Genomic DNA, 13785 nt, shown 5'->3' with positions numbered 1-13785 from the left:
GGCTCGAACCTATTTCATCACGAAACGCATCTGTCAGTATCTCAGCCACAACTGAGTCGTTCTTAAACCCAAAACCCGGGAGGTGATGCCGCAAATCATAGGGCCTTTGACCAGACTTCTGAACGTAGCTTACCAAATCAACACCTACCTATCTTCGTCAATTTGCTATGAGGAGAAACTGAAATGAATCTGAGAGGGAAATTACTCACCGTTGTCGCTGTCCTGGCGCTCCTGCTGGCCGCCTCCACCGGCGGCTTGTTTGCCGCCGGCGATCCAGATGTAAAAGGAAATGGCAAAGGGGTCTCAAACGGCGTCTATATTGTTCAAATGCTCGAAGACCCTGTCGCCGCTTACAAGGGCGGCATTAGCGGGCTGAAGGCCACCAAACCCAACAAGGGCCAGAAGATCGATCCCAACAGCCCCGATGTCATCAACTACGTAAGCTATTTGGACAATCGCCACAACGACGTACTCAACGGCGTTGGCGGCGGACGCAAGCTCTACGACTTCCGTTACACGTTCAACGGTTTTGCCGCCGAACTGTCCGACGCGCAAGTGGCCAGCCTCAAAGCGACTGCCGGCGTGGCCGCAGTGACCAAAGACACGTTGAGCCACATGGATACTTCATCCACTCCCGCTTTCCTGGGGCTGACGGCCCCAGGCGGCCTGTGGGATCAACTCGGCGGCGTGGGGAACGCCGGCGAGGGTGTGATTGTCGGCGTGGTAGACACCGGCATCTGGCCCGAGAACCCCAGCTTCAGTGATCGCACCGGCACAAACGGCAACGGCACGCAGGATGGCAAGCTGGACTTTCACCAGATCCCCGGCTGGCACGGCAAGTGCACGCCCGGCGAAGAATTCCCCGCTTCGAACTGCAACCAAAAGATGATCGGCGCGCAATGGTTCAATGCCGGCTTCGGCGGAGACGAGGCCGTGAAAGCCTCCTTCCCGTTCGAGTACGCCTCTGCCCGCGACGCCGACGGCCACGGGTCTCACACCGCCAGCACAGCCGCCGGCAACTCCGGTGTGACGGCTATCGTTGACGGCATCAACCTGGGCGCAATCAGCGGCATGGCCCCGCGCGCGCGCATTGCGGCTTACAAAGTTTGCTGGGGCCGCGATCAGGGCGGCTGTTTCAGCTCAGACAGTGTTGCCGCCATTGATCAGGCGGTGGCCGACGGCGTAGACGTGATCAACTTCTCGATCAGCGGCTCGACCACCAGCTTCCGCGACCCGGTCGAAATCGCTTTCCTGTTCGCCGCCGACGCTGGTGTGTTTGTGGCCGCCTCGGCTGGCAATAGCGGCCCCGGAGCCAGCACCGTGGCCCACAACAGCCCGTGGCTGACCACTGTTGCCGCCGGCACGCACGACCGCCTCTACCAGGCAACCGTAACTCTGGGCAATGGCGCTACCTACACCGGCGTCGGTCTCGGAGCGGCGGTTCCATCTTCTTCGCTTATCCTTTCGACTGTGGCCGGCCTGCCCGGCGCTAACCCAACGCAGGTTCAACTGTGCTTCTCTGGCACGCTTGACCCGGCTGTTGTGACCGGCAAGATTGTCGTCTGTGATCGTGGCACCAACGCCCGCGTGGATAAGAGCCTGGCCGTTCAAATGGCCGGTGGTGTGGGCATGATTCTGACCAACACCAACGTGAACTCGCTCAACGCCGACCTGCACTTCGTGCCGACTGTGCACCTGCAAGTTACAGACCGCGCCGCCGTCCGCGTTTACGCGGCGACCGCCGGCGCCACAGCCTCATTGAGCCAGGGCCAACAAGTGGCCGGTGCAGTAGCACCTGATGTCGCCGCTTTCTCTTCTCGTGGCCCGGCTCTGGCTGGCGATGGCGACCTACTCAAGCCCGACATCATGGCTCCCGGCGTTGATGTGCTGGCGGCGGTGTCCCCGGCGGCAGGCGGCCGCAACTGGGATTTCCTGAGCGGCACGTCCATGTCCAGCCCGCACATGGCTGGTCTGGGCGCTCTGCTGAAGCAGGCTCACCCTGATTGGACGCCGGCGATGATTAAGTCGGCCTTCATGACCACAGCCAGCCAGACCCGCAACAACGGCTCCGCCATCCCCGGCAACTCCTTTGGTTACGGCGCCGGTCAGGTAGTTCCGAACAGTGCGGTGAATCCCGGCCTGGTCTACAACGCAGGCTTCCTCGACTATCTCGGCTTCATGTGCGGCACGGGCCAACTGCCGTCGGCTACCTGCGCCGCCTTTGGCGCAACCGTGATTGATCCGAGCAACTTAAACTACCCCTCCATCGCCGTTGGCGCGCTGGCGGGCGCGCAGACTGTCACCCGCACCGTGACCAACGTCAGCAACCAGAAAGAAACTTACACAGCTTCCTTCACCGGGCTGACGGGCATCACTGTGGTTCTGCCTGCTTCATTTACCGTGAACCCGGGTCAGTCCTTCACCTACAATGTCAGTTTCACGAGAACGACTGCCCCGTTGAATAGTTACACCTTCGGCGCCCTCGTGCTGACCGGCAACAAGGGCCACGTGGTGAAGAGCCAGATCGCCCTGCGCCCGGTGGCTCTGTCGGCTCCGGTTTCCATCTCCGGCAATGGCGGCCCGCTCAGCTACAACGTGACCTTCGGCTACACCGGCGCGTTCACGGCAACGGCGCGCGGCCTGATCCCGGCGACCTCATTCACCGGCAACGTGGTTGATGACCCGGCCAATGACATCAACACGGCTTTAGGGAGTGGCGTCGGCATTACGCTGCACTCGGTCGCCATCCCGGCTGGCGCCACCTATGCCCGGTTCTCGCTGTTTGACGACTTCACCGACGGCGCAGACGACATTGACCTCTACGTGTTCAACAGTGGCGGCGCGCTCGTCGGGTCAAGCGGCGGCGGCACTTCGGCAGAAGAGGTCAACCTGCTCAACCCGGCCGCGGGCAACTACACCGTAGTCGTCCACGGCTGGCAGACTGACGGGCCGGATGCGAACTACACACTGTTCACCTGGGCGCTGGGTAGCGCCGCGGCCGGTAACATGACGGTGAGCGCGCCTGCTTCTGCCACTCTTGGCAGCACTGGCGCAATCAACCTTGCCTTCAGCGGCCTGGCCCCGGCCACCAAGTATCTCGGCAGTGTGGCCTACAGCGGCTCGACAGGCATGCCTAACCCAACCATCGTCCGCGTAGACACGCCGTAGCCTGAAATCTCTTTGCAAAGTTTGGGTCTTAGAGACCCTAAGGGTTTGGCGGACGGATTCTTAGTCATCCTGCCCTATCCTTCCATCCAAATTTTTGTTATTGACGCTCATGACCTTCCCATGATATAGTTTGCGGCGTTGCCAGACACTACGCGGCAACCTAACTGTATAAATTTAGGCCACGACGCCTCCAAACACACCAAAGTGTGATGCTGGAGGCGTCTCTGTTTTAACCGACCAGGAGACAATATGCTTTCAACCGCCATTGCCGGCGCTATCATCGCCATTTCGTTTAGCGCCCCGCCCGGCCCGGTTGCCCTGGAAACTATCCGGCGCGGCCTGCGCGGCGGCTTTGGCCCGGCTCTGCGGGTGCAGCTTGGTTCCATCATTGGCGACCTGACGTGGTGCATCGCCGCCCTGATCGGCTTGGCCCCACTGGCGCAGATTGATTTCTTTCGTAATGGGCTGGGCATTGCCGGCGTGGGCCTGCTGGTGTATCTGGGCGCGATGGGGATGCGCGACGCCCTAAAACAAACAGCCATTCAGGCAACCGCCGATGCCAGGGACAGGCAGGGCGCGTTCCGAACCGGCGCGGCGATTTCAATGGCGAATCCGATGGCCGTGGGTTACTGGCTCTCGGTTGGCGGGGCGCTGGTGGCTGGCGGCGTGGTGGGCGGCAATGCCGGCCAGACAACGGCCTTTATCACCGGCTTCCTCAGCGGTGTGTTCCTGTGGGCTTTCATCATGGCCCTGGCCGTGCGCTTTGGCAAGCAAATGCTCAACCCGCTGGCGTTCCGCATCATTACCTTCGCCTGCGGCGCAACCATGATCATTTTCGGTTTCACGTTGGCGTCACAAATGTTTGGCGCTTTGCTCTAACACAACACTCAATTTGCTGGAGAAACTATGACGACTACACCCAAAGAAGTTATCGCCTTTGCCCAAGCCAACGGCCTGAAGTTCGTGGATTACAAGTTCGTGGACTTAATCGGCTTGTGGCAGCATTTTTCCTCGCCCATCGAGGAACTCGAAGAGGCCGTCTTCACCGAAGGAGTCGGCTTCGACGGATCATCCATTCGCGGCTTTCAGTCCATCCACGAATCGGATATGATCCTGATCCCCGACCCGACGACCGCCGTCGTTGATCCGGCTTGCGCCGTGCCTACCCTGTCGCTGGTGTGCAACGTCAAAGACCCGCTGACGGGCGAACCCTACACCCGCGACTCGCGCTACATTGCCCAAAAGGCCGAAGCTTATCTCAAAAGCACGGGCGTTGCCGACGAATCCTATTGGGGGCCGGAGGCCGAGTTCTTCGTCTTCGACAGCGTGAGCTATGCGCAGGATCAGCACAGCGCCCATTACGCCATTGACAGCGGCGAGGGCATCTGGAATTCCGACAAGCCGGGCCTGGGTCACATTCCGCGCTGGAAGGAAGGCTACTTCCCGGTTTCGCCGATGGACACCCTGCAGGACTTCCGCTCGGAGGTGGTGCTGGAACTGATGAAGGCCGGGGTCCCGGTGGAAGTTCACCACCACGAAGTGGCGACCGCCGGCCAGTGCGAAATTGACATGCGCTTCTCGCCGCTAGTGAAGATGGGCGATCATTTGATGATGTACAAATACGTCATCAAGAACTACGCCAAGTCCAAAGGCAAGACCGTGACCTTCATGCCCAAGCCGATCTGGGGCGACAACGGCTCCGGCATGCACGTTCACCAGAGTCTGTGGAAAGAGGGCAAGACCTTGATGGCCGACACCAAAGGCTACGCCGGACTGTCGCAGTTGTCCAGGTATTACATCGGCGGGCTACTCAAGCACGCCCCGGCTCTGCTGGCCCTCGTGGCTCCGACCGTGAACTCCTATCATCGTCTGGTGCCCGGCTTTGAAGCGCCTGTCAATCTCGTATACTCACGCCGCAACCGCTCCGCCGCTGTCCGCATTCCCATGTATTCTGAAAATCCGAAGGCCAAACGCATCGAGTTCCGTTGCCCCGACCCGGCGGCCAATCCTTACCTGGCCTTCGCCGCCATGCTTATGGCCGGCCTCGACGGCATCAAGAATCAGATCGATCCCGGCGAGCCTGCCGACTACGACCTGTTTGAATTGCACGGCGAAGAGGCCAGAAAGATCAAGCAAGTGCCCGGCTCACTGCCCGAAGCCCTGGCCGCGCTCGAAGCCGACCACGCCTTCCTGCTTGAGGGCGGCGTGTTCACTCAGGATGTGATTGATGTCTGGTTGCAGTTCAAGCGCTCGCGCGAAATAGACCCGATCCGCTTGCGCCCGCATCCGTATGAATTTTATTTGTATTACGAAGTCTAGAGCAATCTGAGGTCAGACTTCCGAAGCGCCAAACACCGGCGAGACTTCGGAAGTCTGTCGATCATCGCCCAACACTCTCGCCAGCACTCTCACCGCCCGCCGATACTCCGGAATCAAAATGTGCTCGTCCGGCGTGTGGTCAAGCGACGAGTCGCCCGGCCCGTAAGCCACTGTCGGGCAATTCCAAACAGGGGCCACAAGATTCATATCCGACGTGCCGGATTTGACGGTGAAGCCAGGCTCCCCGCCTTCCCCGCGAATGGCGGCCAGAAATGATCGCACCAGCGGCGTGTTCTTTTCTGCTCGATAGGCCGGGACGCCGTCGAGCAATTCAATTTGATCCGGTGACGCCACCTCTGAAACAATGGCCGTCAACGCCTCCACGCCCAACCCCGGCGGCAGGCGCAAACCAAGTTTCAGTTTAGCCGTCTCTACAAACCCGTCCGACTCTGACACCATCCCGCGCAACGTCGGCAAAAGCTGATCGAACATCCTGGGCTTGTCGGCATTCATCGCCGCCGCCTGCGCCGTCAGCCGGTTCCAAAAACTCACCGCCGCTTCGCAGGCGCTCTCGCTTTGCGCCGAAGTGTGCGCCAGCGTCCGCTTCGCCGTAAACTCGTACCACGCGCTCCCCTTGTAGCCCAGCGTCACCCGCTCCCAGCCGCTCGGCTCGCCGATGATGATCATCGTAGGAGCGCGCGAAGCGTGTAGCCGCGATTGCAGTAGATGTTTCGCTCCCCGCGAGTCGCCTTCCTCGCCAACCGCCCCAATCACCGTAATCCGCCGCCCGGCCACTTGACCTGCAAGCGCCCCTGCTGCCACAAAACAGGCCAGCGGCCCTTTCGCGTCCACCGCCCCCCGCCCGCGCAGAACGTCGCCGTCGCGAGCCACCTCAATGAAGCCCGGCACGGTGTCAATGTGGCCGAGCAACATGATCTCGGCTGGCCCGTCGCCCATCACTCCAATTGCATTGCCTGCCCCGTCAGCTATCGCCTCGTAGCCCAGCACCTTCATCTGCGCCACAAGGTAATTCACTGCCTCAGCCTCGTCACGGGAGGGGCTATAAATTTTCAGAAGACCTTCCAGAAAACCTATTTCATCAAAATCCGCGTTCATCTGCGTTTATCTGCGTCCTAACCTGAGCGACTTCAATAGAAGATGCTCTTCTTCAGCCGTCAACCACCGCCACTGCCCCGGTTGAAGATCGCCCAACGTCAGCGGCCCAATCGCCACTCGCACCAGCCGCAAGCACGGCAAGCCCACCGCCGCCGTCATCCGCCGCAGTTGCCGCTTCTTGCCCTCGCGCAAAACCACCTTCATCCACGTTGCAGGGTGATAATCGCGCACCGGGCGCGGCGGCACAAGCGGGTCAGTCACGATCTCGGCCTCAGCCGCCTTGGTCCTCTCGCCGCGCAAAATCACACCCTCGCGCAACCGTCGCACGGCTTCTTCCGTCGCCACGCCTTCCACTTGCGCCAGATAAGTCTTTGGGTGATCAAACTCCGGGTCGGTCAACCGATGAATGACTTCGCCATCGTCGGTCAACAGCAACAACCCTTCACTGTCGTAATCCAGCCGCCCTGCCGAATACACATTCTTCACCTCGATAAAGTCGCCGAGCGTCTTTCGCCCTTCCGGGTCGGTGAAGGCTGACATCACCTCGAACGGCTTGTAAAACAGCAGGTAGCGCATCTCGCCATTTTAGCAAGGTGACTGTCACCGGGCAATGCTATGCGGTGAAATTCAGGCATTTCTCTCCCCGGTGACAGTCACCTAACACCAGTTTAGAGACAGGTTCTTATTCTTCAACAACGCCCGCTTTGACCGGCTCTGCCAGTACTTCCCTCACCGCTTCCACCACCCGCACCAAGTCGGCCTCTTCAATCACCAGCGGCGGCAGGAACCGCAAGACGGTCAACCCGGCAGGCAGGGCCAGCACACCTTTAGCCATCAACGCCTGCAAAAACGGCGTCACCTTTTGCTTGAGTTCAATCCCCACCATCAACCCCAGCCCGCGCACTTCACGAATCAGCGGCGATTCAATTCTCTTCAATTCTCCAATCCACCAATCTCCCATCTCCGCAACTCTCTCAGGTAAACGGTTCGCCTGCAAATACTCAATCGCCGCCAGCGAGGCCGCGCACGCCAGCGGGTTGCCGCCGAACGTCGAGCCATGCACCTGCGGCGGCAGTTGCCCCACCCGTTCGCCAATCAACGCCGCGCCCATCGGCAGGCCGCCGGCGATGGACTTTGCCAGCGCCATCAAGTCCGGCTCCAGGCCGTAATGCTCGCAAGCAAACATCTTGCCCGTGCGCCCGAATCCGGTCTGCACTTCGTCAACGATTAACATCGCCCCGCGCTCGCGGCACAGCTTTTGCGCGCCGCGCAAAAATTCTAGCGTGCCGGGCCGCACCCCGCCCTCGCCCTGCACCACTTCCAGAATCACGCCCGCCGTCTGGTCGGTGACGGCGGCCTCGAGGGCGGCCAGGTCGTTGTAGGCCACGTGTTTGAAACCGGGCCACAACGGCTCGAACGGCTCGCGGTATTTCTTCTCCCACGTCGCCGAGAGCGCCCCAATCGTCCGGCCATGAAAGCCGCGCATCGTCGCCACAACTTCTTTGCGGCCCGTCGCAATCCGCGCGAACTTGAGGCACGCTTCCACGGCCTCCGTGCCGGAACTGCACAGGTAAGCGCGCTGGATGCCCTTCGGCGCAATGCCGATCAATTTCTGGATCAACTCGGCCCGACGATCGTTGTAAAACATCTCCGGGCAACTGATGAGCGTCTGGGCCTGAGCGACAATGGCCGCCGTCACTGCCGGGTTGGCGTGGCCCAGGTTGCCTGCCCCCTGCCCGCCCACGCAGTCAATGTATTCGTTCTCGTCGCTGTCCCACAAATGCGCCCCACTGCCGCGAACGATGGCGATGGGGCGTTTGGTGTACAGGCCGGAAGTGTATTGGGATTCGAGGTCTTGAATAGTCATGTGGTCAGGTAGTCGGGTAGTCAAATGGTCAGATAGCCAGTCAGACGTTGAGGCTGAGATACAGGCCACGTTCGTCTAGACCTTTAACGTCGTGGATCGCCTCTAGTCCGCAGGCGTGGAAGGCAGACAAATATTCGTCGTGTGTGAACAGGCCAAGCGCGTGATGCTCGACAAAATGCTCCACGCCGTTCGGCGTAGCAACAAGATAATGAAAGTCGAACGAAGAAACCTTGTCGGCGATTACGGTAACACTCATACGGGCGATCTTGAGGTCAGGTTGATCGACAAACACGCCGTGGACGTAGCCGGAGCGCATGTCGTCAGGCGCGAACCACGGCTCGACAACTAACAGGCCGTCAGGTTGCAAATGCCGCTTCATGGTCGCAATGGCCCTCCCAAGTCCCTCCACTGTTTTGACATAGCCGATTGAACTGAATAAGCAGGTGACTACATCGAACTGGTGGTCAAGCTGAAAATCGGCCATGTCGGCCTGATAGAAGTTCACATCTGGACAACGCTGGCGGGCAACCTTCAAGATGCTTGGGTCGAGGTCGAGGCCGGAGACGTCGTAGTGTTGCCTTAGATGAAGAATGTGGCTTCCCGTACCGCAAGCAACGTCCAACAAGCTGTTGCCGGCGGAACGTTTATGCTCTTGAATAAGCGCGTGCAAAATTTCAACTTCACGCCCGTAGTCCTTGCCGACGGCGGCGTAAATTGCATCATAGAAAGCCGCTGACTTTGAGAACATTACGAGATCACTGTTCCTTTGCCCGCCAGCGCATTCACCACCGGAGTCTCTACGCGGCCATCGGCGAACACCACCTTCGCCACGCCCAGGCCCAGCGCCTCACTCGCGCCCAGCACCTTCTTCTTCATCCGCCCCTCGGCAAATTCAAGGGATTGTTCTACCTTCGCCTTGTCAATGTGTGCGATGAGCGAACTCTCGTCGGGAAAATTGCGGAGCAGGCCCGGCACGTTGGAGAGGATGATCAACTGTTCAGCCGCCACGGCCCCGGCCACCATCGCTGCCGCCCGATCGGCGTCCACGTTCAGCGCGTCGCCTTCGGGCGAGATCGCTAGCGGCGCAATCACCGGCGTGTAACCGTTATCCAATAACATCAATAACAAATAACTATTTACTTCTTCGATCTTCCCTGTGTAATCATCCCGTAAAATCCGCTGTTTGCTGTTCTCGACGATACGAATAGCATCTTTGCGTTTTGCTACCATCAACCGCCCGTCCACGCCCGACAGACCGAAAGCGTTGACGCACAGCTTCTGCAATTTCTCTACTAGCAACGTATTTATTTTGCCCGCCGTCACCATCGCAAAAATTTCGAGCGTCGCCCGATCGGTGTAGCGTGAGGTGAAACCTGACGGCGAAGTGACAAATCGCGGCGGGTGGCCGAGTTGCTCCGAAATAGCGTTCGTCTCACCCGAACCGCCGTGCACTACTACCATCTTCTGCCCGGCGCGCACTTGCACGGCAATGTCGGCCATCACCGCTTCCACATTCACGCCGGTTGTACCGCCCATTTTCACAACAATCATCAGTGTATTGGACACAGATTTACACAGACACTTGCACCGGAACGCAAGTGCAGGTGTGAACACAGATAAAAAATCTGTGTGTATCTGCGTTTATCTGCGTCCCATTAAATCGGGTGCAGGCCCGGAAATTCCAGCCCCACCGTTTCCTCAAATCCGCACATGATGTTCATGGCCTGCACGGCACTGCCCGCCGCACCCTTCATCAGGTTGTCAATCGCCGCCAGTGCCACGCACCGCCCGGTTTCAGAATCAAGCTCAAAGCCCACGTCGGCGTAATTTGACCCGGCGAGAATTTTGGGGTCGGGCACGCGGTGGATGCCGCCCCGGTCTTTCACGATCCGCACAAACGGCTCGTTGCTGTACGCCGCCCGGTACGCCCGCCACAAATCCTTTTCAGTCACGCCTGGCTTGAGAAAGGCATGGGCCGTAGCCAACACCCCGCGCACCAAGTCCACGGCTGTCATGCTCAAATGCACATCATGCAAACCAAGTTCCTGGATAATTTCGGCGGTGTGGCGGTGGCCGATTGGGGCGTACGAACGCACCGAGTGACTCTTTTCAGGGTGATGTGAGCCGGGGTTGACCGTCGCGCCACCCTCGGACGATCCGGTTTTGACATCCACAACAATGGGTTGGGTCGGGTGGAGCAGATCAGCCTTTACTAGAGGCAGGAGGGCTAAATTGGACGCCGTCGCGTTGCACCCCACCCCACTGATGTAATTCGCCGTCTTTATGGCCTCGCGCTGAAGTTCCGGCAGGCCGTACACAAACTTTCCCAGCCAGTCGGGCGCGGCGTGCTTCTCGCCGTACCAGCGTTCGTACAGCGCCGCGTCGCGCAAGCGAAAGTCCGCCGAGAGGTCAACGATCTTCGGCGCAAACTTTGCCCAGCGCTCAATCTGCTTCTGTGACTCGCCGTGCGGCGTCGCCAGAAACAGCACATCGCACTCCTTCAGCGCATCGCGGCTGGTGAATTGTAACTGCGTTCGCTTGCGCAAATTGGGATGCTGGCTGTGGATGAACTCGCCGGCGGCGCTGTTAGAGATGGCTTGATAGACTTCCACCTGCGGGTGAAACAGCAACAGCCGCAGTAACTCGCCGCCGGTGTACCCCGACGCCCCAACTATCGAAACCCGAATCGCCATCAACCCTTTTCCCCCATTTCCTTCATTTCCTTGCCTTCCCAACTTGCACTGTGTAATCAATAATCTTGCCCGGAATGTCCACGCCAGTCGTCGGCACAGTCGTGTGGAACTCCATGGTGTGATTGACTTCGTTGACCAGCAAGCCCCGGTCGGGGTCTTCCAGCAGGTCAATGGCCAGAACCCCGCCGCCCACCGCCTCGGCGGCGGCCCGACAGATTTCATTCAACTCAGGCGTTACCGGACACACGCTCCCTTTACCGCCGCGCGCCGTGTTGGTGATCCAATGCTCCGAGGTGCGATAAATCGCCGTCATCGTTTCGTCGCCGGCCACAAAGGCCCGGATGTCTCGGCCCGGCTTGCGAATGAGTTCTTGAATATAAAAAATCTGGTGCTGATAGTTGCCCAGCACTTCACGATGCTCAAGGACGGCCTCCGCCGCCTCGCGGTCGTTGATCTTCGACACCATCCGCCCCCACGAGCCGATCACCGGTTTGAGCACCACCGCGTTCCAGCACCACGTCGTAGTTCAACCACTCGCCGGGCGCGTCCAAATTGAATTTGGCCTCGCGGTCGTCAATCCTGTCATAGCTGACCCCATCCGGCCCACGCTTGTCCAGCGCCTCAAACAACCACTTCTCTTCGACTCGCACACGCGAGTATAAAACGCCAATCTTCATAAGTTCTCAGCAATAACAAATAACCAGTAACCGATTCTCGGTTACTGGTTATTTGCTATTTATTCCCCCCAGTCTTCCGCTTCCTGGGGAGCCAGCGACAGCGAAAGGGGCGCAAGGCTGATCACTTCAAGATCAACCCCGCAATCGCCGCAGACGACGATCTCACCGCTCTGCACGTCGCCGCCGAGAGTCAAAGCGCCTTCGCATTCAGGACAAGTAGCCATTATCATAGTCTCCTTTTCAGTAGACCTGTCAGGTTTCCAACAAACCTGACAGGTCTGGAAAAATAAAAAACCCCTCAAAGTGAGGGGTCTCCGTTCGCGTGGCCTAAAACTTCAAAGTGCTTACCCAAGCCAAACTAACCGAGACCCCATTTGGGACGGCTCGGCAGACGGAACTCACGCTTGGGTAGAGCAACTGTAAACATTAGGCCAAATTTATCATGACTTGAAGCAAGGGTCATGAGCAATCCTGCATAACATCTCGCGCCTTCGTTTGTTCAAGTTGATGAGCCGGTTTCGATTAACGATTTGGCCGCCTCGAGTTGATCCCGAACCGACTCCGGGGCGGTGCCGCCGATCACGTTTCGGGCCGCCACCGCCGTGGCGGCGTTGAAGGCGGCCCGAACGTCCTCGTCGAACGCCGGGCTGATCTCACGCAAATCATCCAATTTCAATTCTCCAATCTCCAATCCTCTCTCGATCCCCATTCGCACCATCTTACCGACAACGCCGTGCGCCGCCCGAAATGGCACGCCCTTCCTGACTAAATAATCTGCCAACTCGGTCGCCAGCAGGCTCGAGTCCACCGCCGCCCGCATCCGCTCCCGGTTCACCGCCATCGTCGCCACTGTTCCGGCCACCACCGGCAGTAACACGTCCAACATATCAAAGGCGGCAAAGACCGGGGCTTTGTCCTCCTGCAAGTCTTTGTCGTAAGCCGACGGCAATCCCTTCAAAACCGAAAGCAAGCCGGTCAACAACCCGATCAACGTTCCGGCCTTGCCCCGCGCCAGTTCAAGCATATCCGGGTTCTTCTTCTGAGGCATGATGCTGGAGCCGGTTGAGTAAGCGTCGGCCATCTCCACAAACCCGAACTCTGTTGTCGAATACAAAATCAGCGCGTCGGCCAGGCGGCTAAGATGCGAGCCAATGAGGGCGCAATCGAAAAGAAACTCGGCGGCGAAGTCGCGGTCGGCCACCGCATCAAGGCTGTTCGGGGCCACGATGGCAAACCCTAAGTCGGCGGCCAACGCGGCCCGATCAATTGGAAACCCGGTCCCGGCCAGCGCCGCCGATCCGAGCGGCATCACGTCCGCTCGCCCTCGAGTCTGAGCCAGCCGCTCTTTGTCTCGCTCCAACGCCCAGAAGTGACTCAGCAACCAGTGGCTGAACAGGATTGGCTGGGCGCGTTGGGTGTGCGTGTAGCCCGGCAGAATCGTTTCGAGTTCAGCCTCGGCTTTGGCGACGAGAGTGGACTGCAAAGTGCCTACGCGATTCACCAGAACACCAATTGCCTCCATCGTCCATAATCGAAAGTCGGTCGCCACCTGATCGTTGCGACTGCGCCCGGTGTGCAGTTTGCCGGCCACCTCGCCGACGATCTCGCCCAACCGCCGTTCCACGGCTGTGTGAATGTCCTCATCGCTCGCCGCAAATGCAAACGAACCGTCGTTGAATTCGGCCCACACCGTTTGCAAACCGGCGCACAGTTTGTCGGCCTCTGCCGCTGTGATTACGCCCGCTCGCGCTAGCGCCCTCGCCCAGGCCACGCTCCCGCAAATGTCGGCATCCCACAACCGCTTGTCCACCGCCAGCGACGCATTCAACTGCATCGCCAGCGGATCGATCTTGCCTTCAAACCGCCCGCCCCAAAGAGTCATAGCCGCCTTCCGTCCTCACCCCTACCCCCGTCCCCTCCCCCTCTCCTGAGCGATGTTGCTTCG

11 protein-coding genes and 1 pseudogene are annotated in these 13785 nt (G+C 59.4%); 3 read left to right on the top strand and 9 right to left on the bottom strand.

What is annotated here, in order from left to right; translation table 11 throughout:
* Positions 1–183 precede the first annotated feature (183 nt).
* The 3 genes from HYZ49_02695 to glnA all read left to right on the top strand — a co-directional run bounded on the left by HYZ49_02695 (position 184) and on the right by glnA (position 5487).
* A complete protein-coding gene (locus HYZ49_02695; GenBank protein ID MBI3241185.1) occupies positions 184–3168 on the top strand; it encodes a S8 family serine peptidase in 2985 nt (994 codons plus the stop codon).
* A 249-nt stretch (positions 3169–3417) separates the two neighbouring features.
* A complete protein-coding gene (locus HYZ49_02690; protein ID MBI3241184.1) occupies positions 3418–4047 on the top strand; it encodes a LysE family transporter in 630 nt (209 codons plus the stop codon).
* A 27-nt stretch (positions 4048–4074) separates the two neighbouring features.
* Positions 4075–5487: a type I glutamate--ammonia ligase gene (glnA, locus tag HYZ49_02685; protein ID MBI3241183.1), complete on the top strand. Its 1413-nt coding sequence runs from the start codon at positions 4075–4077 to the stop codon at positions 5485–5487.
* Positions 5488–5499: 12 nt separating this feature from the next.
* Here glnA and HYZ49_02680 read toward each other — a convergent pair whose 3' ends face one another.
* From HYZ49_02680 to argH, 9 genes and pseudogenes are all read right to left on the bottom strand, one after another.
* Positions 5500–6603 (bottom strand): [LysW]-lysine hydrolase, encoded by a 1104-nt coding sequence (locus tag HYZ49_02680; GenBank protein MBI3241182.1) that lies wholly within the window; start codon positions 6601–6603, stop codon positions 5500–5502.
* Between the two features lie 6 nt (positions 6604–6609).
* Positions 6610–7179: an rRNA pseudouridine synthase gene (locus HYZ49_02675; protein ID MBI3241181.1), complete on the bottom strand. Its 570-nt coding sequence runs from the start codon at positions 7177–7179 to the stop codon at positions 6610–6612.
* A gap of 106 nt (positions 7180–7285) precedes the next feature.
* Positions 7286–8470, bottom strand: coding sequence for an aspartate aminotransferase family protein (locus HYZ49_02670; protein ID MBI3241180.1), 1185 nt, complete (start codon positions 8468–8470; stop codon positions 7286–7288).
* Positions 8471–8510: 40 nt separating this feature from the next.
* Entirely contained in the window at positions 8511–9218 is a 708-nt protein-coding gene (locus tag HYZ49_02665) for a class I SAM-dependent methyltransferase (protein ID MBI3241179.1), read from the bottom strand.
* Entirely contained in the window at positions 9218–10021 is an 804-nt protein-coding gene (locus HYZ49_02660) for a [LysW]-aminoadipate kinase (GenBank protein MBI3241178.1), read from the bottom strand. Before HYZ49_02660 ends, HYZ49_02665 begins: the two co-directional genes overlap by 1 nt.
* A gap of 104 nt (positions 10022–10125) precedes the next feature.
* On the bottom strand, positions 10126–11163 hold the full coding sequence (locus HYZ49_02655) for an N-acetyl-gamma-glutamyl-phosphate reductase (protein ID MBI3241177.1): 1038 nt from the start codon (positions 11161–11163) through the stop codon (positions 10126–10128).
* A 22-nt stretch (positions 11164–11185) separates the two neighbouring features.
* Positions 11186–11840, bottom strand: a pseudogene (locus tag HYZ49_02650) (RimK family alpha-L-glutamate ligase).
* A gap of 59 nt (positions 11841–11899) precedes the next feature.
* Positions 11900–12064, bottom strand: a complete 165-nt coding sequence (gene lysW, locus HYZ49_02645; protein MBI3241176.1) for a lysine biosynthesis protein LysW — start codon at positions 12062–12064, stop codon at positions 11900–11902.
* 275 nt (positions 12065–12339) lie between these two features.
* Positions 12340–13722, bottom strand: a complete 1383-nt coding sequence (argH, locus tag HYZ49_02640) for an argininosuccinate lyase (protein ID MBI3241175.1) — start codon at positions 13720–13722, stop codon at positions 12340–12342.
* Positions 13723–13785 lie beyond the last annotated feature (63 nt).

The organism is Chloroflexota bacterium (assembly GCA_016197225.1).
Taxonomy (GTDB): domain Bacteria; phylum Chloroflexota; class Anaerolineae; order Anaerolineales; family VGOW01; genus VGOW01.
This window is presented reverse-complemented; position numbering and strand designations above follow the sequence as displayed.

Bases quoted from the DNA above. Each gene is read 5' to 3' on its own strand.
- glnA (MBI3241183.1), top strand. From the start codon at position 4,075: ATGACGACTACACCCAAAGAAGTTATCGCCTTTGCCCAAGCCAACGGC.
- HYZ49_02675 (MBI3241181.1), bottom strand. From the start codon at position 7,179: ATGCGCTACCTGCTGTTTTACAAGCCGTTCGAGGTGATGTCAGCCTTC.
- argH (MBI3241175.1), bottom strand. From the start codon at position 13,722: ATGACTCTTTGGGGCGGGCGGTTTGAAGGCAAGATCGATCCGCTGGCG.
- lysW (MBI3241176.1), bottom strand. From the start codon at position 12,064: ATGGCTACTTGTCCTGAATGCGAAGGCGCTTTGACTCTCGGCGGCGAC.
- HYZ49_02660 (MBI3241178.1), bottom strand. From the start codon at position 10,021: ATGATTGTTGTGAAAATGGGCGGTACAACCGGCGTGAATGTGGAAGCG.
- HYZ49_02665 (MBI3241179.1), bottom strand. From the start codon at position 9,218: ATGTTCTCAAAGTCAGCGGCTTTCTATGATGCAATTTACGCCGCCGTC.
- HYZ49_02655 (MBI3241177.1), bottom strand. From the start codon at position 11,163: ATGGCGATTCGGGTTTCGATAGTTGGGGCGTCGGGGTACACCGGCGGC.
- HYZ49_02680 (MBI3241182.1), bottom strand. From the start codon at position 6,603: ATGAACGCGGATTTTGATGAAATAGGTTTTCTGGAAGGTCTTCTGAAA.
- HYZ49_02690 (MBI3241184.1), top strand. From the start codon at position 3,418: ATGCTTTCAACCGCCATTGCCGGCGCTATCATCGCCATTTCGTTTAGC.
- HYZ49_02695 (MBI3241185.1), top strand. From the start codon at position 184: ATGAATCTGAGAGGGAAATTACTCACCGTTGTCGCTGTCCTGGCGCTC.
- HYZ49_02670 (MBI3241180.1), bottom strand. From the start codon at position 8,470: ATGACTATTCAAGACCTCGAATCCCAATACACTTCCGGCCTGTACACC.